Source organism: Streptomyces cinnamoneus (genome assembly GCF_002939475.1).
Lineage (GTDB): Bacteria > Actinomycetota > Actinomycetes > Streptomycetales > Streptomycetaceae > Streptomyces > Streptomyces cinnamoneus_A.
Genome location: NZ_PKFQ01000001.1, coordinates 3,601,198 through 3,621,280, shown reverse-complemented (window position 1 = coordinate 3,621,280; position 20,083 = coordinate 3,601,198). Strand labels below are relative to the sequence as shown.

The 20,083-nt window shown below is 72.3% G+C and carries 18 protein-coding genes; 13 read left to right on the top strand and 5 right to left on the bottom strand.

The genetic code is table 11. The features are described 5' to 3' along the window. The first annotated feature begins 55 nt into the window (after positions 1–55). The 8 genes from CYQ11_RS15785 (at position 56) to CYQ11_RS15750 (ending at position 9,500) form a co-directional block, all read left to right on the top strand. On the top strand, positions 56–787 hold the full coding sequence (locus CYQ11_RS15785) for a YcnI family copper-binding membrane protein (RefSeq protein WP_099199897.1): 732 nt from the start codon (positions 56–58) through the stop codon (positions 785–787). 111 nt (positions 788–898) lie between these two features. Further along, positions 899–1,555 carry an SCO family protein gene (locus CYQ11_RS15780; protein WP_099199898.1) on the top strand — a complete coding sequence of 219 codons (657 nt, stop codon included), beginning with the start codon at positions 899–901 and terminating at the stop codon, positions 1,553–1,555. Next, entirely contained in the window at positions 1,552–2,049 is a 498-nt protein-coding gene (locus CYQ11_RS15775; RefSeq protein WP_398779995.1) for a copper chaperone PCu(A)C, read from the top strand. Before CYQ11_RS15780 ends, CYQ11_RS15775 begins: the two co-directional genes overlap by 4 nt. 7 nt (positions 2,050–2,056) lie before the next feature. After that, entirely contained in the window at positions 2,057–4,021 is a 1,965-nt protein-coding gene (locus CYQ11_RS15770; protein WP_099199900.1) for a copper resistance CopC/CopD family protein, read from the top strand. After that, the gene (gene efeB / locus CYQ11_RS15765; RefSeq protein WP_240003454.1) at positions 4,021–5,466 is read left to right on the top strand and encodes an iron uptake transporter deferrochelatase/peroxidase subunit; all 1,446 of its coding nucleotides are present in this window, start codon (positions 4,021–4,023) and stop codon (positions 5,464–5,466) included. Before CYQ11_RS15770 ends, efeB begins: the two co-directional genes overlap by 1 nt. Before the next feature lie 306 nt (positions 5,467–5,772). After that, positions 5,773–6,714: a prephenate dehydratase gene (gene pheA, locus CYQ11_RS15760; RefSeq protein ID WP_099199901.1), complete on the top strand. Its 942-nt coding sequence runs from the start codon at positions 5,773–5,775 to the stop codon at positions 6,712–6,714. A 633-nt stretch (positions 6,715–7,347) separates the two neighbouring features. After that, on the top strand, positions 7,348–8,625 hold the full coding sequence (gene serS, locus CYQ11_RS15755; protein ID WP_099199902.1) for a serine--tRNA ligase: 1,278 nt from the start codon (positions 7,348–7,350) through the stop codon (positions 8,623–8,625). A gap of 62 nt (positions 8,626–8,687) precedes the next feature. Then, a complete protein-coding gene (locus CYQ11_RS15750) occupies positions 8,688–9,500 on the top strand; it encodes an HAD family hydrolase (RefSeq protein WP_181143849.1) in 813 nt (270 codons plus the stop codon). Here CYQ11_RS15750 and CYQ11_RS15745 read toward each other — a convergent pair. Next, positions 9,442–10,176, bottom strand: a complete 735-nt coding sequence (locus tag CYQ11_RS15745) for a rhomboid-like protein (protein ID WP_240003479.1) — start codon at positions 10,174–10,176, stop codon at positions 9,442–9,444. The genes CYQ11_RS15750 and CYQ11_RS15745 overlap by 59 nt on opposite strands. Positions 10,177–10,310: 134 nt before the next feature. Here CYQ11_RS15745 and CYQ11_RS15740 point away from each other — a divergent pair, with 134 nt between their 5' ends. Both CYQ11_RS15740 and CYQ11_RS15735 read left to right on the top strand, forming a co-directional pair. Continuing rightward, positions 10,311–11,021: a FadR/GntR family transcriptional regulator gene (locus CYQ11_RS15740; protein ID WP_099199903.1), complete on the top strand. Its 711-nt coding sequence runs from the start codon at positions 10,311–10,313 to the stop codon at positions 11,019–11,021. A 53-nt stretch (positions 11,022–11,074) separates the two neighbouring features. Further along, complete coding sequence (locus CYQ11_RS15735; protein ID WP_099199904.1) at positions 11,075–12,349, top strand: CynX/NimT family MFS transporter; 1,275 nt, start codon at positions 11,075–11,077, stop codon at positions 12,347–12,349. Between the two features lie 86 nt (positions 12,350–12,435). On the opposite strand, the gene CYQ11_RS15730 is transcribed toward CYQ11_RS15735, so the two are convergent. The 4 genes from CYQ11_RS15730 to CYQ11_RS15715 form a co-directional block, all read right to left on the bottom strand. Next, the gene (locus CYQ11_RS15730) at positions 12,436–13,161 is read right to left on the bottom strand and encodes an ABC transporter permease (protein WP_099199905.1); all 726 of its coding nucleotides are present in this window, start codon (positions 13,159–13,161) and stop codon (positions 12,436–12,438) included. A 13-nt stretch (positions 13,162–13,174) separates the two neighbouring features. Further along, positions 13,175–14,086, bottom strand: coding sequence for an ABC transporter ATP-binding protein (locus CYQ11_RS15725; protein ID WP_099199906.1), 912 nt, complete (start codon positions 14,084–14,086; stop codon positions 13,175–13,177). 76 nt (positions 14,087–14,162) lie between these two features. Next, on the bottom strand, positions 14,163–15,080 hold the full coding sequence (locus tag CYQ11_RS15720; RefSeq protein WP_099200227.1) for an ABC transporter permease subunit: 918 nt from the start codon (positions 15,078–15,080) through the stop codon (positions 14,163–14,165). Beyond that, positions 15,070–16,098, bottom strand: coding sequence for an ABC transporter ATP-binding protein (locus tag CYQ11_RS15715; RefSeq protein ID WP_099199907.1), 1,029 nt, complete (start codon positions 16,096–16,098; stop codon positions 15,070–15,072). The genes CYQ11_RS15720 and CYQ11_RS15715 overlap by 11 nt, the downstream gene beginning before the upstream one ends. A gap of 257 nt (positions 16,099–16,355) precedes the next feature. Between CYQ11_RS15715 and CYQ11_RS15710 the strand changes: the two genes are divergently transcribed. The 3 genes from CYQ11_RS15710 (at position 16,356) to CYQ11_RS15700 (ending at position 20,076) form a co-directional block, all read left to right on the top strand. Continuing rightward, positions 16,356–17,207 (top strand): M24 family metallopeptidase, encoded by an 852-nt coding sequence (locus CYQ11_RS15710; RefSeq protein ID WP_099199908.1) that lies wholly within the window; start codon positions 16,356–16,358, stop codon positions 17,205–17,207. Then, the gene (locus CYQ11_RS15705; protein WP_099199909.1) at positions 17,204–19,027 is read left to right on the top strand and encodes an SDR family oxidoreductase; all 1,824 of its coding nucleotides are present in this window, start codon (positions 17,204–17,206) and stop codon (positions 19,025–19,027) included. The genes CYQ11_RS15710 and CYQ11_RS15705 overlap by 4 nt, the downstream gene beginning before the upstream one ends. A gap of 140 nt (positions 19,028–19,167) precedes the next feature. After that, a complete protein-coding gene (locus CYQ11_RS15700) occupies positions 19,168–20,076 on the top strand; it encodes a metal-dependent hydrolase (RefSeq protein WP_099199910.1) in 909 nt (302 codons plus the stop codon). Positions 20,077–20,083 lie beyond the last annotated feature (7 nt).

The window sequence follows — 20,083 nt, the reverse complement described above, 5'->3', positions numbered from 1 at the left end:
GTCGCCGCACGCGCGCCGGCTCTTCCGTCCCCTCCTGCCTGTGGAGTGTTTTCCCATGAACGCATCGCGTATCCGTGCCGTCCGTCGTACCTCCGTCATCGGTGGCATCGCCGCCGGCGGTGTCCTCCTGCTCGCCGGCCCCGCCTTCGCGCACGTGTCCGTCCAGCCGGGCACCGCCGAGAAGGGCGGCTACAGCACCATCTCCGTCAAGGTGCCGAACGAGAAGGACAACGCGTCGACGGTCAAGGTCGAGCTGAACCTCGACCCCAAGCACCCGCTGGCCTCGGTCATGCCGCAGGCCGTGCCGGGCTGGGACGTCAAGGTCGAGAAGACCAAGCTCGACAAGCCCCTGCAGATGCACGGCAAGACGATCGACGAGGCCGTCAGCAAGGTCACGTGGAGCGGCGGCAAGATCGACCCGGGGCAGTTCCAGCAGTTCCCGCTGTCGGTCGGCCAGCTCCCCACCGACACCGACGAGCTGGTGTTCAAGGCCCTGCAGACGTACTCCGACGACGACGTGGTGCGCTGGATCGACCCGTCCACCCCCGGCGGTGCGGAGCCCGAGCACCCGGCTCCGAAGCTGAAGCTCGTCGACAAGGGCGCCGACGCCAAGAGCGCCGGTCACCAGGACGGCAAGGACGCCAAGGCGGCGGCCGCGGACGACAAGGCCGAGGCGGCCGGCGGCTCCGACACCACCGCGCGCGTGCTGGGCGTCGTCGGCATCGTGGTCGGCGTGCTCGGCGTGGCCTTCGGCGTGCTCGCCGGTCGTCGCCGCACGTCCGCCTGACGCCCGGCGGCCCCCCGGACGGACCGGGCCGGCGGGGCGCGCCGAACGCCCCACCGGCCCGTGCGTGACCGACACTTCCCGCACACCCGCACTTCCTGGAGAAAGCACTCCATGCGCACCAAGTTCCTGGGCGCGGCGCTCGCCACCGCCGCCGCCCTGACCCTGACCGCCTGCGGCGGCTCCGGTTCCGCGTCCGGCGACAAGCCGGTGGCCGACGTCTCCGCCGAGCCGAGGAAGGCCGGGGCGATCACCCTGGACTCCCCCAAGGCCAAGCCGGACCTGGTCCTGACGGACACGTCGGAGAAGAAGTACGAGCTGGTCAAGGAGACCAAGGGCCGGCCGGTCCTGCTCTACTTCGGCTACACCTACTGCCCCGACGTGTGCTCGACGGTCGTCTCCGACATCGCGGCGGCGGAGAAGAAGCTGCCCAAGGAGGACCAGGACAAGCTCCAGGTCGTCTTCGTCACCACCGACCCCGAACGCGACACCCCCCGGCGGATGCGCGAGTGGCTGGACGCCCAGGGCGGTCAGGACATCGTGGGCCTGACCGGTGACTTCGCCACGATCGAGGCGGCGGCCAAGCCGCTCGGGATCCTGGTCGAGCCGGCGAAGAAGGAGAAGGACGGCTCCGTGACCGTGAGCCACGGCGCCGAGGTCGTCGGCTTCTCGCCGAAGGACGACGGCGGTCACTGGATCTTCACCGCGTCCAGCACGTCCGAGCAGTACGCCGCGGACCTCCCGAAGATCGTCAAGGGGGAGAACCCGTGACGCGCGCCAGGACGATGGGCAAGGCCACCGTCATCACCGCCGCCGCCCTTCCGCTCGCCGTCGCCGGGGCGCTGCTCCTGGTCACCGGCTGCGACTCGGGCTCGGGGACGTCCGACAAGGCCGAACTGTCGGTCAGCGGCGCCTATCTGCCGCAGCCGGCGATGGCGGACATGGCGGCCGCCTACTTCACCGTCAAGAACGACGGCGGCAAGGCCGACCAACTCACCGGGGTCACCAGCCCGCTCTCGCCCGACGTGACCATGCACACCACCGAGGGCTCGCAGATGAAGCACGCGCAGAAGCTGGAGGTGCCCGCGAAGGGCGAGCTCTCGCTCGCGCGCGGCGGCAGCCACCTGATGCTGGGCAAGCTCGACCACCTGCCGAAGACGGGCGAGAAGGTCGAGTTCACCCTGCACTTCGCCACGTCGGCGCCCATCAAGATCCAGGTGCCGGTCGAGTCCGCCTCCTACCGGCCCCCGTCCCCCAAGGACTGACGCCGCCATGACCCCGACCACCGGACGACGGACCGCCCCGCGGGCCACGGCCGGACGGGCCGCCGTCCGGGGCACCGCCAGACGGGTGCCGACGCTGCTCGGCGCCCTCCTCGCCGCGCTGCTGTGCACGCTCACGCTCGGCGCGGGCACGGCGTCGGCGCACGCCGCGCTGACGGCCACCGACCCGGCCGACGGCTCGGTGCTGCCGTCCGCGCCGGGCCGGGTCACCCTCACGTTCTCCGAGGGCGTGCTGCTGAGCCCCGACTCGGTGCGCGTCCTGGACCCGCGCGGCGGGCGCGTCGACGAGGGCAGGCCCGCGCACGTCGACGGCAGGTCCGACTCGGCGGCCGTCGCGCTGCGGACGGGCCTCGCCGACGGCACGTACACGGTGGCCTGGCAGGCCGTCTCGGCGGACAGCCACCCGGTGGCCGGGGCCTTCACCTTCTCCGTCGGCGCGCCGTCGAAGACCACCGTGACCGTGAAGTCGGCGGCCACCGAGATCGACCCCGCCGTCGAGACCTTCTACGACATCGGGCGCTACGCCGCCTACGCCGGCTTCGTGCTGCTCGTGGGCGGCTGCGTCTTCGCGGGCGTCTGCCGCTCGTCGCGCCCGGTGCAGCGCGTCGCGGTGGGCGGCTGGGTCGGGCTGTTCGTCTCGACGACCCTGCTGTTGCTGCTGCGCGGCGCCTACACGAGCGGCAAGGGCCTCGGCTCCGTCGCGGACCTGTCGCTGCTCGGCGACGTGCTGTCCACCAAGCCGGGCGCGGCCCTGCTGTCGCGGCTGCTGCTGCTGAGCGCGGCGGCGGTCTTCCTGGCGGTGCTGTTCGGTACGTACGCCCGGGAGGACGCCGCGCCGCGCGGCCGCGCCGACGGCCCGGACGCGCCGCGGCGGGGCGTCGCGTACGGGCTCGGCGCCGGGGGCGCGGTCGTCGCGGGCGGCCTCGCGGCCACCTGGGCGATGGCCGAGCACGCGTCGGCGGGCCTCCAGCCGTGGCTGGCGATGCCGGCCGACGTGGCGCACCTGCTGGCCGTGGCGGTGTGGCTGGGCGGCCTCGCCGCGCTGCTGGCCACGCTGTGGTCCGGGGTGCCGGTGCGGCGGTCGGCGGTCGAGCGCTTCTCCCGGCTCGCCTTCGCCTCGGTGTGCGTCCTGGTCGTGACCGGCGTCTACCAGTCCTGGCGGCAGGTGGGCTCGTGGGGCGCGCTGACGGGCACGGAGTACGGGCGGCTGCTGCTGATCAAGGCGGTGCTGGTGGCCGCCCTGGTGGCCCTCGCGTTCTTCTCCCGGCGCTGGACGGGGCGGCTCACGGACGCCTCGGCGACCCGGCGGCAGCCCGGCCGGCAGCCGCGGAAGGCCACGGCGGCGGCGGGCGGGACGGGGGCCGGAAAGGCCGCGGACCCCGTCCGGGCCGCGCAGCTCGCGCGGCAGCAGGCGGCGTTGGACCGGGCCGCCGGGCGGCGCGAGCGGGACGCGGACGGGGTGCGCACGGGCCTGCGCCGCTCGGTGCTGGCCGAGACCGCCGTGGCGGTCGTCGTGCTCGCCGTCACCACCCTGCTCACGAGCACCCAGCCGGGCCGCGCCGAGACCGAACAGCGGCAGGCCGCGGGGAAGTCCGCGGCGCCCTCGGCCGGCGGTCCGGCCGAGGTGCGGATCGCCTACGACACAGGCGGGGCGAACGGCCGGGGCACCGCCCGGGTCGTCATCGACCCGGCGCGTTCCGGCGGCAACACCGTCACCGTCACCCTCACGGACGCTTCCGGGCGGCCGGTGGACGTACCCGAGCTGACACTTTCCTTGACCGAGAGGGAGAACGAGATCGGCCCCCTGCGGGCCGCGCTCCGACGTCAGTCCCCTGGACAGTGGCAGGCCACGGGATTCCGGCTGCCCATGGCCGGTGACTGGCAGCTGTCCCTGACCGTACGGACCTCGGACATCGACCAGGTCACCGAGATCGAGAACGTGAAGATCACCTGATGGCTGACACGACTGACACCGCGTCCGACGCGAACTCCGGCAAGAACACGGGCGGCTCCGGGCGGAACTCCGGCAAGGGCTCCCCGGCCACCTCCGGCGAACGGGCGGGCAAGACCGGCCCCCACGGCTCGCGCGCCTCTTCCCGCAGCCTCGCGGCCGGCGGCGCCGGCACCACCGACGCCTCGGGCGACCGGGCCGCCGCCCTGCCGGGCGGCACCACGGTCGTCTCCCGGCGACGGCTGCTGGGCACCGCCGGGGCCGCGGGCGCGGGCGCGCTCGTCGTGGGCGCGGGCGCGGGGGCCGCCGGAGCCGCGGCGGTACGCGGCAGGCCCGAGCCCCTCACCTCCCTCGGGTCGGCCAGCGCGCCCTTCCACGGTGCCCACCAGGCGGGCATCGTCCAGCCCGCCCAGGCGCACGGCCACCTGGCCGCCTTCGACCTCGCGCCCGGCACCGACCGCAGGGCCGCGGCGGCACTGCTGCGCCGCTGGTCGGCGATCGCGGCGGACATGATGGCGGGCCGGCAGGCCCAGGACGACACGTCGGGCGTCGCGCTCGACGCGGGACCGTCGTCCCTGACCGTCACCTTCGGTTTCGGCCGCAGCTTCTTCGACCGGACCGGCCTGGCCGACAAGCGGCCCGCCGCCCTGGAGCCGCTGCCCGCCTTCACCGGTGACGCGCTCGACGCCAGGCGCAGCGAGGGCGACCTGTGGGTCCAGATCGGCGCCGACGACGCCCTCGTGGCCTTCCACGCCCTCCGCCTGCTCCAGAAGAAGGCGGGCGATACGGCCCGCCTGCGCTGGCAGATGAACGGCTTCAACCGCACGCCGGGCGCGACCGCCCACCCGATGACCGGCCGCAACCTGATGGGCCAGATCGACGGCACGAACAACCCGAAGCCCTCGGACGCCGACTTCGCCGACCGCGTGTTCGTGCCGGAGGACCACAAGGGCGCCGACGCGTGGATGGCCGGCGGCTCGTACGCCGTCGTGCGGCGCATCCGGATGCTGCTCGACACCTGGGACCACCTGTCGCTGGAGCGACAGGAGAAGGTGATCGGCCGCCGCCAGTCGGACGGCGCCCCGCTGTCCGGCGGTACGGAGACGACGCCGGTGGACCTCGACAAGGTCGACCGGGACGGCGCGCTGGCCATCGCCGGCGACGCCCACATCCGGGTGGCGTCCCCGGCGACCAACCGCGGTGCGGCGATGCTGCGCCGGGCGTTCTCCTACCACGACGGTTTCCGCGACGACGGCGCTCCGGACGCGGGGCTCCTCTTCATCGCCTGGCAGGCCGACCCGATGAAGGGCTTCGTCCCCGTGCAGCGGAAGCTGGACCGGGGCGACGGGCTGTCGCGCTTCCTGCGCCACGAGGCGAGCGGGCTGTACGCGGTGCCGGGCGGGTGCGAGAAGGGCGAGTACGTGGGGCAGCGGCTGCTGGAGGACTGACGGGGCCGTGCCCGGTCCGGTGAATCCTTCCGGGCTCTCTTCTGAGTGCTTCGGGGTCGCTCCCGAGTCCTTCGGGTGCGCTTCCGGGTCCTCCGGGTGCGTTTCCGGGCATCTTCGGTCTCTTCCGGGTGCTCCTCGGCCGGGCCCTCTCCTGTTGGTCCACTTCTTGTTCCCGAACGTGTTTCCCACCGCCGGACGGGCTGGTTCCTCCAGCCCGTCCGGCGGCGTCCGCGGGGTGCGGGAACAGCCCGTATCGTGGGCGGTTCGAGCCCCACCAGGCGCAGCCGTCCGGAGGAGAACCGCGTGATGCCGGCCACCTGCTACACCTACCTCGGCCCCGAAGGCACCTTCACCGAAGCCGCCTTGCGCACCCTCCCGGAAGCCGCCACGCGTCAGCTCGTGCCCAAGGTCTCCGTCCCCGCCGCCCTCGACGCCGTGCGCAACGGCGAGGCCGCCGCCGCGCTCGTGCCGATCGAGAACTCGGTGGAGGGCGGCGTCACCGCGACCCTCGACGAACTCGCCACCGGCGAACCGCTGATGATCTACCGCGAGGTGGTGCTGCCGATCGCCTTCGCGCTGCTGGTCCGCCCCGGGACGGCGCTGGCGGACGTCAAGACGGTGACCGGGCACCCCGTCGCCCAGCCGCAGGTGCGCAACTGGCTGGCCGCACACCTGCCGGACGCGGTGTGGGAGTCGGCGGCGTCCAACGCGGACGGCGCCCGGCTCGTGCGCGAGGGCCGCTACGACGCCGCGTTCGCGGGGGAGTTCGCCGCTGCCACGTACGGGCTGGAGCCGCTGGTCACGGACATTCACGACGCGCGGAACGCGGAGACCCGCTTCGTGCTGGCCGGCCGTCCGGCGCGGCCCGCGGCCCGGACGGGGGCGGACCGGACGTCCCTGGTGGTGTGGCTGGGGGACGATCACCCGGGTGCGCTGCTGGAGTTGCTCCAGGAATTCGCGGCGCGCGGGGTGAACCTGATGCGGATCGAGTCGCGGCCGACGGGCGAGGGCATGGGGCGCTACTGCTTCTCCGTGGACTGTGAAGGGCACATCACGGACCGCCGGGTGGGCGAGACGCTGATGGGGCTGAAGCGGACGTGCCCGAAGGTGCGGTTCCTGGGTTCGTATCCGCGTGCGGGTGTTGACCCGGACGACCTGTCGACGGCCTCGGAGCGGGCGGGGACGTCGGACGACGCCTTCGTCGCGGCGGCCGACTGGCTGGCCCGCTGCCAGGACGGACGGCCCTGAGGGAGCCGGTCCCGGGCCGGCTGGGCGCGGTTACCCACAGAGTTATCCACAGGATGTTCTCGACCTGGGGATAAGTCGACAGAAAGGGGAGTCGACAGGGGGCCGAGAATGCCAACGAATCGGTCAAGGTCGACAAATCGCCCCGGCGACCCGCCACTCTCGTCCACAGGCGCCGCCGTCGGCCGTCGCCGACTCCATGTCCACCGAAAAGCCTCGAACAACCCCTCCGAGGGAGTGATTGCCACCCTAAAGAGTGGCCAGAAGAGGTTTGCCCGGTGAAACTCCGAAGAATGACAGAACAAACGGAAGAACCGATTCCAGCATCCACAGATTTCGCACACACCCTGTGGACAGAGAACCGGAATCCCTGAGTCCTGTGGACAACAACCGCGCCCAACTCCCGCTTTCCCCAAGGAGGCTCAGGGCGCGAGGAGACCGCCCCACCATCCCCTATGCTCCCTTTCCGGAAATTCCGGTGATCACCAAGGACGATTGCGCGCCGCCCGGCCACCGCCCCCGGATGACGCCCCCACGGGGATTCACAGTTTTTCCCTTCACCCCAGAACGGGGCAAATCCCGGCAAACAGGAATATCGCGTCGAGCAATCGCAGCCCGCAACGGTAGCCTGGTGGGGTGATTGACCTTCGCCTGCTCCGTGAGGACCCCGACCGTGTGCGCGCGTCCCAGCGCGCCCGTGGAGAGGACGTCGACATCGTCGACGCACTGCTCTCCGCCGACGAGCGGCGCAGGTCGTCCAGCGTCCGCTTCGACGAGCTGCGTTCCGAGCAGAAGGCGCTCGGCAAGCTCATCCCCAAGGCCACCGGCGACGAGAAGGCCGAGCTGCTGAAGAAGGCCGGCGAGCTGTCCGCCGCCGTCAAGGCCGCCGACGCCGAGCAGGACGAGGCCGCCGCCGAGGCCCAGCAGCTGCTGCTGCGGATCGGCAACCTCGTCCACCCGGACGTGCCGCGCGGCGGCGAGGACGACTTCGTCGTCCTGGAGACCGTGGGCACCCCCCGCGACTTCGCCGCCGAGGGCTTCGAGCCCAAGGACCACCTGGAGCTGGGCCAGTCGCTCGGCGCGATCGACGTCGAGCGCGGCGCCAAGGTCTCGGGCTCCCGTTTCTACTACCTGACGGGTGTCGGCGCGCTGCTGGAGCTCGCCCTCGTCAACGCCGCCATCGCCCAGGCCTCCGCCGCCGGCTTCACCCCGATGCTCACCCCCGCGCTGGTCAAGCCGCGCGCCATGGAGGGCACCGGCTTCCTGGGCCAGGCGTCGCAGGACGTCTACTACCTGGACAAGGACGACTACTACCTGGTCGGCACGTCCGAGGTCCCGCTGGCCGCGTACCACATGGACGAGATCATCGAGGCGGACCAGCTGCCGCTGCGGTACGCCGGCTTCTCGCCCTGCTTCCGCCGCGAGGCCGGTACGTACGGCAAGGACACCCGGGGCATCTTCCGCGTCCACCAGTTCGACAAGGTCGAGATGTTCTCGTACATCGCGCCGGAGGACGCCGAGGCGGAGCACGCGCGCCTGCTGGAGTGGGAGAAGCAGTGGCTGACCAGCCTTGAGCTGCCCTTCCAGGTCATCGACACGGCCACGGGCGACCTGGGCGCCTCGGCCTCGCGCAAGTTCGACTGCGAGGCGTGGATCCCGACCCAGGGCAAGTACCGCGAGCTGACGTCGACGTCCAACTGCGACGAGTTCCAGGCCCGCCGCCTGTCCATCCGGATGCGCGAGGGCAAGAACGTCAAGCCGCTGGCGACGCTCAACGGCACGCTCTGCGCCGTGCCGCGCACGATCGTGGCGCTGCTGGAGAACCACCAGCAGGCCGACGGCTCCGTGCGCGTCCCCGAGGCGCTCCGCCCGTACCTGGGCGGGCGGGAGCTGCTGGAGCCCGTCGGCAAGTGAGCGACGCACGCGCGGCCACCGGCCCGCAGACAGACCGCGGGGAAGACGAGGCGGAGGGCACGGTGCACGACGCGCTTCAGCTGCCCTACCGCCTGATCGCGACCGACCTGGACGGCACACTGCTGCGCTCCGACGAGTCCGTCTCGGAGCGCACGCGCGCCGCCCTGAGGCTGGCCACGGCTGCGGGCGCCGCACACATCGTCGTCACGGGCCGGACCGTCGCCTGGACGCGGCACATCCTCGACGCGCTGGACTACGACGGCCTCGCCGTCTGCGGACAGGGCGCACAGGTTTACCACGCCGGTGAGAACAGACTGCTGACGTCCGTCACGCTCGACCGGCAGCTCGCCGGTCTGGCGCTGGCCAAGATCGAGGCCGAGGTGGGCCCGCTCTTCCTCGCCGCGAGCCGGGACGGCCTGGAGGGCGACGTCCTGGTGGGTCCGGGCTACCGGGTCCAGGAGGGCCCGCTCCCGGCCGTACCGATCACCGACCCGGGCGAGATCTGGGCGGCCCCCCTCAACAAGCTCTACCTCCAGCACCCCGGTCTGGACGACGACGCCCTCGCCGAAGTGGCCCGCACGGTCGCGGGCGGCCTGGTGGACGTCACGATGGCGGGAGCGGGCATCGTCGAGCTGCTGCCGCTGGGGCTCAGCAAGGCCACAGGCCTTTCGCTGGCCGCGCGGCGGCTGGGCATCAAGGCCGCGGAGACGATCGCGTTCGGGGACATGCCGAACGACGTCCCCATGTTCGGCTGGGCGGCCCACGGCGTCGCCATGGCCAACGCGCACGAGTCGCTGAAGGCCGTCGCGGACGAGGTCACCGCCTCGAACGAGGAGGACGGGATCGCCGTCGTGCTGGAGCGTCTGTTCGGCTGACCTCGCCGGTCGCGCGGGTGGGGATCCGCAGGGGTCCCCACCGCCAGGTCGGCAGGCCGTGCGTCAGCGGCGCGCAGGCCAGCCCGAGCAGCAGGGCGATGGCGTGGCCGACGTCGGTGAACGTCCCGCCGGTCACCAGCGGCACGGCGAAGAAGAGCACCGCACCGGCGAGGTAGGGCCAGCGCCAGGGCCGGGGCACCCGGTAGGTGAGGATGCCGGCGGCGCCGGCCAGCCCGTACGAGACACCGATGTCGACGACGTGCTTCATCGAGCGCGGCGCCGAATGGCTCTGGATCGCCGCCAGCAGGACCTCCTGGCTGATCAGGGTGGCCGCGACGTGCGCCACGGTGACGGTCACCAGCCAGCGCAGGGTGCCGGCCCACCGTTCGACGTTCGCGTGGAAGACCTGGAAGAGCACCGCGTAGAGCAGGAACGACGACGGGTTCGCTATCCAGAAGCCGCTGATGAGCAGCGACTGCAAAGGGTGCTTGTTCAGCTCGTGGATGTTGCTGCTCGTGCGGTGCAGCAGGAAGCTCTCCAGACCCTCGCTGGCGGCCGCAATGACGAGACTGTTGATGCCGATGATCAGCAGGTAGATGTGCGTGCCCGGAGAGGAACGGACCCAGGAACGGACGGCCGGGCCCGCCTTGGCGAGGGCCCGGAGCGTGCCGTCCATCCCGTCGGCGTTCACCCTTCGAAGGTAGCCGGGGACACCCGGACCCGCAGTTGTAGGATGACTGGGCAACCGGTTGAATCAATGGTCGCCGTCGCCCCGGCCGGGCGGCGCGCCGGACTTGGAGGACGTCACGCATGGCACTGCGAGCGGCGGGACGGCAGTCCCTGGTGGACACCGTCGTGGAACAGCTGCGCACCCAGGTGGCCGCCGGCGAGTGGCGGGTCGGTGAGCGCATCCCGACCGAACATGCCCTCGCCGAGCAGCTCCAGGTCGGGCGCAACACCGTCCGCGAGGCGGTGCGCGTGCTCGTGCACGCCGGAATGCTGCGGTCGCGGCAGGGCGAGGGGACGTTCGTCGTCTCCACCGCCGACCCGGGCGACATCCTGCGCGGCCTCCAGCGCGCCGGCGTGCGGGACGTCCTCGAGCTGCGCATCGCGCTGGAGGCCGAGGCGGCCCGGCTCGCCGCCCTGCGGCACGAGCCCGCCGACCTGGCGCGGATGCGGGCGGCGCTGGACGCCCAGACGGCGTTCGAGGACCCCGACGGCCAGCCCGACTCCGGCAGCCTGGAGCTCTACGCGGACCACGACGTCGAGTTCCACAAGGCCGTCGTGGAGGCCGCGCACAACCCCGCCCTGACGGCCACCTACGCCTGGTTCAGCAGTTCGGTGCGGGAGGCGCTGGTCACCGCCCTCGGCGACCGTGACATGCCGCGCATCATCCACGGCGACCACCACGCGCTCATGGAGGCCATCGCCTCGGGCGACCCCGACGTCGCCGCGCGCGCCGCCCGCACCCTGCTGGAGCGCCCGAAACAGGCCGTCGAGTCCCTGCTCGGCGACAGCTGACCGCCGGCCCGCGCCCGACTCCCCCGCACCACCACCCCCAGGAGACACGCCCCATGCCGGAGACGAGGTCCGACATACCCCTGATCGACGCCGAGGAGGACCTGACCCCCACGCCGAGCGTCGCCGCGGCGCGGCGGGGTCTGCTCGCGCACCCCGCGTTCGTGATGCTCGGCATCGTCCTCGCCTCGCTCAACATGCGGGCCGCCCTCTCGGGCGTCTCGCCGCTGATGAGCGAGATCAGCGACCACTTCCACCTGGCCGCGGCCGCGAGCAGCCTGCTGACCACCATCCCGCTGGTCTTCATGGGCCTCGGCTCGATCGCCGCCCCCAGGCTCGCCCGGCGCTGGGGCACGGAGGCCGTGCTCTGTGGCGCGCTGGTGCTGCTGTGCGGCGGCATCCTGCTGCGCGTCGCACCGCCGGTCGTGGCGCTGTTCGTGGGGTGTGCGCTCGTCGGCACCGCCATCGCCCTGCTCAACGTGCTGATGCCGGGCCTGGTCAAGCGGGACTTCCCCGACCGGGCCGCGAGCATGACCGCCCTCTACTCGACCACCCTGATCCTCGGTGCCACCGGCGCGGCCGCCTCGTCCGTGCCGCTGGAGAACGCCCTGGGCGGCTGGCAGGGCTCCCTCGCCTCCTGGGCGCTGCTCGCCGCGGTCGCGGCGCTCGCCTGGCTGCCCCAGGCGGTCGTCACCCGGCGCGCCGTCCGGCACGACCGGACGTCCGCGGCACCCCGGGCCGGTGCCGGCGAGGGGGACGGGCCGCGGCTCACCCGCTCGCCGCTGGCCTGGCAGGTCACGCTGATGATGGGCACGCAGTCCCTGGTCGCGTACGTGTGCATCGCCTGGATGCCGACGATCTTCACCGACCACGGCATGAGCAAGAACCAGGCCGGCCTGGTCTACGCGTTCTACACCCTGGTGCAGATGGCCGGTTCGTTCGTCGCGCCGCTGCTCGCCGGACGGATGCGGGACCAGCGCGTACCGGCGGTCGGCGTGGTGGTCCTCATGGCCGCGGGCATCACCGGTCTGCTGGTCGCCCCGGTGGCGGGCGCCTGGCTGTGGGCGACGCTGATGGGCGTGGCGCAGGGCGGTCTGCTGGGTCTCGCGCTGACGTTCATGGTGCTGCGCACCCGTGACGCCCACACGGCGTCACGGCTGTCGGGCATGGCACAGACGTGGGGCTATCTCCTCGCGTCCGTCGGGCCGTTCGCGATCGGCTGGGTGTACGGCGAGACGGGCGGCTGGACGCTGCCGATCTCCCTGCTCCTCGTCGCCTGTGGGGCGCTGCTGTTCCTGGGGCTGGGCGCCGGGCGCGACCGGAAGATCTGAGACGAAGGCCCGCTGGAGCGGTGAGCGGGTGAGCGGGGCGGAACCGTGCCTCGCTCACCCGCTTCACGTCAGCGGCGGGTCACCGCCTACTCCTCGCCGGCGAGGGTCAGCGAGCGCAGCTTGCGGCCCGCGCAGTACGTGGCGGCCACGGTCACCCCCACCAGCAGCGTCACCGCCAGCGGCAGTCCGACGTCCGAGGTGATGGCTCCCTCTCCGCCGATCTTCTGTGCGAGGGCCAGCGCCCACTGCCGGACGCTGAGCGTGCGGGCCCCGGCGATCAGGTTGCCGAAGAGCGTCTCCCAGACGAGGGCGTAGACGAGCCCGGCGACCACGGCGTGCCGGGTGACCGTGCCCAGGAAGAGGAATATGGCGCTGTAGGCCACGGACGCGATCGCGGCGGCGACGGCGTAGGCCACGGCGATCTGCTGGCTGTTGCCGTTGAGCAGGAAGCCGGCCATCAGCGTGGGCACGGCCGAGAAGAGGACGCTGACGCCGACGGCCACGACCAGCTTGGTGAGGATGATGGTCGGGCGCTTGACCGGCTTGGCCAGGAGGTAGACCACCGAGCCGTCGTCGATCTCCGGGCCGATCGCGCCCGTACCGGCGATGACGCCGATGAGCGGCACCATCGTGGCGAGCGCGAACCCGCCGAGGACGTTGGTGGCGGTCTCGTCGTCCGCACCGGTGAGAAAGCGGATGGCGGCCGAGATGACGAGCAGCAGAGCCGGCAGCGCGAAGAGGATCGCGGCGCGGCGGCGGCCGAGGAGGCCCCGGTAGGTCAGCCGGGCGACGGTGGGGTGATAGAGCGACACGAGCGGCCTCCTTTCAGGACGCGACAAGGTAGGAGAAGACCGATTCCAGGGACTCGTCCGAGGGCGAGACCGTCAGGAGCCGGATGCCGTGCGCGTGCGCCACGCGCGGCAGGAGTTCGGTGAAGCGGCCGAAGTCGACGGCCTGGACGCGCAGCGCCTGTTCGCCGAGGTCCACTTCGATGCCGGACGTGGACGGGTCGGCGATGAGCGCGGCGGCCAGGGCGCGGTCGTCGCTGGAGCGCACGAGATAGCGGTGGGGCCGGTCCGTCATCAGCCGGCGGATCTTGCGGAAGTCACCCGAGGCGGCGTGGCGTCCGGCGACGACGACCTCGATGTGGGCGGCGAGTTGCTCGACCTCCTCCAGGATGTGGGAGGAGAACAGCACCGTGCGGCCTTCGGCGCCCATGGTCCGCAGCAGGTCCATCAGCTGCATCCGCTGGCGGGGGTCCATGCCGTTGAAGGGCTCGTCCAGGAGCAGCACGGACGGCTCGTGGACGAGGGCGGAGGCCATCTTCACGCGCTGCCGCATGCCCTTGCTGTACGTAGCGATCTTACGGTCCTGGGCGTACTCCATCTCGACCGTGGCGAGGGCGCGCCGGGCCTCCTTGGCGCCGAGCCCGTGCAGCTCGGCGTTGGCCAGGACGAACTCCTCACCGGTCAGGAAGTCGTACATCGCCTCGCGCTCGGGGACGATGCCGATGTGGCGGTAGATCTGCTCGTTGCGCCAGATGGTCTCGCCGTCGAGGGTGACGGTGCCGGTGGAGGGGGCGAGGAAGCCGCCCATCATGTTGATGAGGGTGGACTTTCCCGCTCCGTTGGGGCCGAGGAGACCCGTGACGCCGGGCCCCACGCTCATGGTGACGTCGTTGACGGCGACCACGTTGCCGAACCAGCGCGAGACGCTGTCGATGTGAAGAGTGCTCATGGGCGCTGCCCGTTCCTTGAGGAGTGGCGGTCGGGCCGGGGGCACCGCCCAGCGGTGGCTGAAGGAGGGAGGACGGTCACAGCCCGGCCTTTCGGTAGCGCCGCGTCAGCAGACCGTACGAGCCGGCGATCACGGCGAGGAGCACGAGGAGGTAGACCGCCCCGGCGCCCGTACCGGGCCCGTGGCCGCCGGGGAAGGCGGTGGTGGCGGACAGGAACGCGGTCTGCACGCCGTCGATCAGCGTGATCGGCGAGAAGAGGCCGAGCCAGCTGATGACCTGGGTGTTGTCGCTGTTGAGCGCGATGCCCTGGATGGTGCTGACCGCGCCGTAGGAGATGGTCAGCACGGCGATGACGGCGGCGACGCCGAAGCCGCGGCGGGGCGTGAGCGCGGCGACCACCAGGCCGATGCCGGCGAAGAGGAGGGACAGCAGAGCCACGGAGACCAGTCCTTGTGCGAAGCCCTTCGTCTGGTCGGCGAAGTCCATCTTGGCGAGCAGCGCGCCGGCATAGAGGACGAGCAGGGGCGCGGCGGTGAGGATGAACACGGCCGAGGTCATCGCCGCGAACTTGGCCGCGACGTAGTCGCTCCGCTCGATCGGCCGCGAGAAGTACAGCGGCACGGTCCGGAACCGCAGGTCCCGGGAGACCGCCTGCGGCGCCTGGGAGGCGAGGTAGAGGCCGATGACCGCCTGGAGGTAGATCGCGTAGCGGGTGTACTCCATGGGCAGCCGGTCCATCTTCGTGGTGACCGCGACGGCCACCATGATCGCGGCCGGGAGGCACATCACACCGAAGAGGATCATCGGCAGGACCTTGGACTTGGCCGAGCGGCCCAGGCCGTAGGCCCCGCGCAGGCTCTGGGAGAAGAGCGAACGGCGGGCGTAGCCGCGGCCGAGCCGTGGGCCGTCGTAGTTGCGGTAACCGATGTTGTGGATGACGTCCGGGGCGCCACCCGCGGCGGTCCCCTGCGTCGTCGTGGTCTCAGGCCGCATCGACTGCGCCCCCTTCGTGCGGGCGGACGTCATGGGGGTGGGTGTCCTCGGTGAGGACGCCCTCTGGGTCGTCGGCGGACTTGAAGACCTCCGCGATGCGGTGCCGGCGCTGCTCCATGCGGACCAGCCCGAGGCCGAGGCCGGCCACCGCGTCGCGCACGGCGTCGTAGGTGGCGTCGCCGGCGACGTCGACGAGCAGGACGTGGCCGGAGCCCGCCGCCGCGTACTCCGCACCGGCCGCACGGCCCGCGGGCTGCACGGTCAGCCCGGCGGCCGTGAGCGCGGACATCAGCGCGCTGGTGCCGTCCGGGTGGGCGTCGGTGTCGGTGACCTCGACCGCGAGGGAACCGGTGTCCTGGGTGAAGTCGCTGGTCGAGGAGGAACGCAGCAGCTTGCCGCCGTCGATGACCACGACGTGGTCGCAGGTGCGCTCCAGCTCGCCGAGCAGGTGTGAGGTGACCAGGACCGAGATACCGAAGTCGGTGTGCACACGCCGGATCAGGCCGAGCATCTCGTCCCGGCCGACGGGGTCGAGACCGTTCGTGGGCTCGTCCAGCAACACCAGCCGGGGGTCGTGGACCAGCGCCTGCGCCAGCTTGACCCGCTGCTTCATGCCGGTGGAGTAGCCGCCCATGGGGCGGTACCGCTCCTCGTACAGGCCCACGTGCCGCAGCGTGTCGGCGGTGCGTTCCCGCGCGGCGGTGGGCGGCAGGCCGGACATCCGCGCCATGTGGACCACGAACTCCGTCGCCGACACGTCGGGCGGCAGGCAGTCGTGCTCGGGCATGTAGCCGACCTGTTCACGGATCTTCGAGCCCTCCGTGGCCACGTCCAGGCCCAGCACGCGGGCACTGCCCTCGGTGGCCGGGGAGAGGCCCAGCAGGATCTTGATCAGCGTCGACTTGCCGGCTCCGTTGGCACCCACCAGACCGGTGACTCCGGGGGTGATGTCGACGGAGAGCCGGTCAAGAGCGGTCACCCGGGGGAACCGCTTGCTGAGGCTTTCGGTAGCGATCACAGTCACACCTTCGACGGTAGTGGCGGGCACCACAGTGGTCGTCAGACCAGATGGCTGGATGTGTGTAGTCCTCGGGTCTGACACGGCCGGGGCGGTGCCCGTAGGGGAGCCGGCGGGCCGGCGCCCTGCCGGCCACGTCACACCTCTTGACGCAGCCGCCGGGCATTGTCACATTCATTGATGTCAACTTGCGCGAATGGCTTGAGGCTTGGACCCGCACGTGCGGACCCGGCCTCGATCGGAAGGCGGCGGGCGGCATGGCGGTGGGGCGGACGGGTGCGGAGCTGCGCGGCTTCCGGGAGGTGCAGCGGCTGGCGTACGACTGCGCCGAGGCCGTCGCGGCCCAGCTCAGACCCGGTGTGACCGAGCGCGAGGCGGCCCGGATGCAGCGCGAGTGGCTGCGCGGCCACGGGGTGAGGGACTGGTTCCATCTGCCCTTCGCCTGGTTCGGCGACCGCACGGCCTTCGTGGGCTTCCGGGTGCCGCTCCAGTTCTTCCCCACGGGGCGGCGGCTGGAGCCCGGCATGCCGTTCATCCTCGACATGGCGCCGGTATACCGCGGCTTCACCGCCGACATCGGCTACTCGGGCTGTCTCGGCCCCGACCCGCTGCACGACCGGCTCATGGCCGACCTCCAGGCCCACCGCGACCTGATCCTGCGCGAGGTGCGCGAGCGCCGGCCGCTGCGGGAGATCTACGAGGACGTGGCGCGGCTCATGACCCGTCAGGGCCACACCAACCGGCACCGCGCGTACCCCTTCGGGGTGATCGCGCACAAGGTGGACCGGGTGCGCGAACGCCGCTGGTCCCCGCAGGTTCTCGGCTTCGGGACCCAGGCGCTGAAGGGCCTGGCCTCCGACGCCCTGCGCGGTCACCGGGAGGGCTGGTCGCCGCTGTGGAGCCCCCATCGCTTCTCCGATCATCCGCCCCACCCCGGCCTGTGGGCGGTCGAGCCGCACCTCGGCTTCCGCGGCACGGGCGTGAAGTTCGAGGAGCTGCTGGTCGTGACCGACTCGCGGGATCCCCAGGAGAGCGCGTTCTGGCTGGACGACGACCTGCCGCACGTGCGGCGCCCCCAACAGCGACAGAAGGAGGAGGCGAGCGCATGAGCGCCGACGACACGGAAGGTCCGCGGGACGCGGGCATCGAGGGCGTGCGGGAGCGCACGGTCCGGACGGGCGGCATCGAGCTGTGCGTCGCCGAGCTGGGCGACCCGGCCGACCCCACGGTGGTGCTCCTGCACGGCTACCCGGACAGCAAGGAGATCTGGGCCGAGGTCGCCCACCGGCTGAGAGACCGCTTCCACGTGGTGCTCTACGACGTGCGCGGCCACGGCCGCTCCACGGCTCCCCGGCCGCTGCGCGGCGGGTTCACCCTGGAGAAGCTCACGGACGACTTCCTGGCCGTCCTGGACGCCGTGAGCCCGGAGGCGCCCGTGCACCTGGTGGGGCACGACTGGGGGTCGGTGCAGGGCTGGGAGTTCGTCACGGTCGCACGCACCGAGGGCCGCGTCGCCTCCTTCACCTCCGTCTCGGGGCCGTCCCTCGACCACTTCGGGCTCTGGATCAAGCGGCGGCTGTCCCGGCCCACCCCGCGCCGGGTGGCGCAGCTCCTGGGCCAGGGGGCCCGGTCCTGGTACGTCTACGCGCTGCACACGCCCGCCCTCCCGGAGGCCGCCTGGCGCGGCGCGCTCGGCCGGCGCTGGCCCCGGCTCGTCGAGCGGTCGGAAGGGCTGCCCCGGACCGTTCCCGGCCGGCCCGGCACCTACCCGACGGCCTCCCTGCCCAGCGACGCCGCGCACGGCGCCTGGCTGTACCGGGACAACGTACGGGCCAGAATGCGCCGCCCCCGCACCGACGCCTACGCCCACGTGCCCGTCCAGCTGATCACCCCCGTCGGCGACGCCTTCCTCTCGGCACGGCTCTACGACGACCTGGAGCAGTGGGCGCCGCGGCTCGTCCGCCGCACCCTCTCCGCGAAGCACTGGGTCCCCCGGACCAGGCCCGACCAGCTCGCCGCGTGGATCACGGAGTTCGTCACCGCGCAGGAGACCGCCCGCCAGGAGGGCGCCCCGGACCGGCCCGCCGTCGGCAAGGGACGGCACGCCCCGTGGTTCGGCGGCCGGCTGGTGCTGGTGACCGGCGCGGCCAGCGGCATCGGGCGGGCGACCGCGTTCGCCTTCGCGGAGGCCGGGGCCCGGGTCGTGGCCGTCGACCGGGACGCGGAAGGCGCGGCGCGCACCGCCGAACTGGCCCGCCTGACCGGGGCGCCGGAAGCCTGGGCCGAGTGCTGTGACGTGTCGGACGAATCGGCGATGGAGAAGCTCGCCACCCATGTCGCCGACACGTACGGCGTGGTGGACGTGCTGGTGAACAACGCCGGCATCGGCGTGGCCGGCACCTTCATGGACACCACGCCGAAGGACTGGCGCGACGTCCTCGGCGTCAACCTGTGGGGCGTCATCCACGGCTGCCGCGTCTTCGGCCGGCAGATGGCCGAGCGAGGACAGGGCGGCCACATCGTCAACACCGGCTCCGCCGCCGCCTTCCAGCCCTTCAAGACGCTCACCGCCTACAGCACCTCCAAGGCCGCGGTGCTGATGCTGAGCGAGTGCCTGCGCGCCGAGCTGGCCGGGCAGGGCATCGGGGTCACCGCGATCTGCCCCGGCGTCGTCAACACCGGCATCACCGCCACCACCCGCTTCGCCGGGGTCTCCGCGCAGGAGCAGGACCGCCGCCGGGCCAAGGCCGTCCGGCTCTACGGCAAGCGCAACTACCCCCCGGAGAAGGTGGCCGAAGCGATCCTCGACGCCGTGGTCCGCGACCGGGCCGTCGTACCGGTCACCCCCGAGGCCCACGTCATGCGCTTCCTCTCCCGCCTCACCCCCCGCGTCTCCCGCGCCCTCGCGCGGCTCGATCCCCCCACCTAAGCGGCACGGCAGGCGCGGCACCCCACCCGTGCACCGCCCCGCCGTCATGCCGATCGCCTCCACCTCTCGCCCCCTTCCCCAACCCCGTACGCCGCCCGTGTCGTCCGTCCCACCCGTCGTCATCGCCGAAGGAGCCCCCCATGAGTCATGACCGCGGCTACCGAATAGCCCCCAGGCGGGTGTCGTTCACCTGGCACGACACCCCGCTGCACTGGATCCCGGACGAGCCCACGGCCACCCACGTCATCAACGTCCTGCACCTGCTGCTGCCCGCCGGGGAGCGGTGGTTCGTCAAGGTGTTCAAGGAGGCCCTGCCGCTCGTCCGCGACGAGGCACTGCTCAAGGACGTCAAGGGGTTCATGGGCCAGGAGGCCACCCACAGCGTCCAGCACGCCTATGTGCTGGACCATCTCGCCGAACAGGGCCTGGACACCTCCCCGTACACCCGCCACGTGGACTTCCTCTTCGACGTGCTGCTGGGTGAACGGCCTCCCTTCGGTCTCCCGGTCACCGACCGGGAGTGGCTGCGCTTCCGCCTTTCGGTGATCGCCGCGACCGAACAGTTCACGGCGGTGCTGGGCGACTGGGTCCTCCAGGCCGAGGGCCTCGACCACGCCGGCTCGGACCCGGTGATGCTCGACCTGCTCCGCTGGCACGGCGCCGAGGAGGTCGAACACCGTTCTGTGGCCTTCGACATGTACGAACACTGCGGCGGCGAGCTCCCCGGCCGCTACGCACGCCGGGTCCTGGGCATGGCGATCACGGCACCGGTGCTGATGTACCTGTGGACCTGGGGCACGGACTACCTCCTCCGCCGCGACCCGCGTCTGGCCAGCCGGGGCCGCTACTCGCTGCGCGAGTACAACCGGGCGGTCGCCAAGGGACTGCTGCCCTCCTTGCGGGAGCTGGGCTCGGCCGTGCCCCGCTATCTGCGGCGCACGTACCATCCCTCGCAGGAGGGGTCGCTGCGCCGAGCCGTCGACTACCTGGCGACCTCCCCCGCGGCCCGGGCCGCGGCCGGTGCGATGGGCCGCGCGGCCATCTCCTAAGGAGCGA

What these genes read in the sequence shown, in the direction of transcription:
- CYQ11_RS15780 (WP_099199898.1), top strand. Translation starts at nt 899, where the DNA reads ATGCGCACCAAGTTCCTGGGCGCGGCGCTCGCCACCGCCGCCGCCCTG.
- CYQ11_RS15770 (WP_099199900.1), top strand. Translation starts at nt 2,057, where the DNA reads ATGACCCCGACCACCGGACGACGGACCGCCCCGCGGGCCACGGCCGGA.
- pheA (WP_099199901.1), top strand. Translation starts at nt 5,773, where the DNA reads ATGCCGGCCACCTGCTACACCTACCTCGGCCCCGAAGGCACCTTCACC.
- CYQ11_RS15785 (WP_099199897.1), top strand. Translation starts at nt 56, where the DNA reads ATGAACGCATCGCGTATCCGTGCCGTCCGTCGTACCTCCGTCATCGGT.
- CYQ11_RS15710 (WP_099199908.1), top strand. Translation starts at nt 16,356, where the DNA reads ATGGCGGTGGGGCGGACGGGTGCGGAGCTGCGCGGCTTCCGGGAGGTG.
- CYQ11_RS15700 (WP_099199910.1), top strand. Translation starts at nt 19,168, where the DNA reads ATGAGTCATGACCGCGGCTACCGAATAGCCCCCAGGCGGGTGTCGTTC.
- CYQ11_RS15735 (WP_099199904.1), top strand. Translation starts at nt 11,075, where the DNA reads ATGCCGGAGACGAGGTCCGACATACCCCTGATCGACGCCGAGGAGGAC.
- CYQ11_RS15745 (WP_240003479.1), bottom strand. Translation starts at nt 10,176, where the DNA reads ATGGACGGCACGCTCCGGGCCCTCGCCAAGGCGGGCCCGGCCGTCCGT.
- CYQ11_RS15725 (WP_099199906.1), bottom strand. Translation starts at nt 14,086, where the DNA reads ATGAGCACTCTTCACATCGACAGCGTCTCGCGCTGGTTCGGCAACGTG.
- CYQ11_RS15705 (WP_099199909.1), top strand. Translation starts at nt 17,204, where the DNA reads ATGAGCGCCGACGACACGGAAGGTCCGCGGGACGCGGGCATCGAGGGC.
- CYQ11_RS15720 (WP_099200227.1), bottom strand. Translation starts at nt 15,080, where the DNA reads ATGCGGCCTGAGACCACGACGACGCAGGGGACCGCCGCGGGTGGCGCC.
- efeB (WP_240003454.1), top strand. Translation starts at nt 4,021, where the DNA reads ATGGCTGACACGACTGACACCGCGTCCGACGCGAACTCCGGCAAGAAC.
- CYQ11_RS15740 (WP_099199903.1), top strand. Translation starts at nt 10,311, where the DNA reads ATGGCACTGCGAGCGGCGGGACGGCAGTCCCTGGTGGACACCGTCGTG.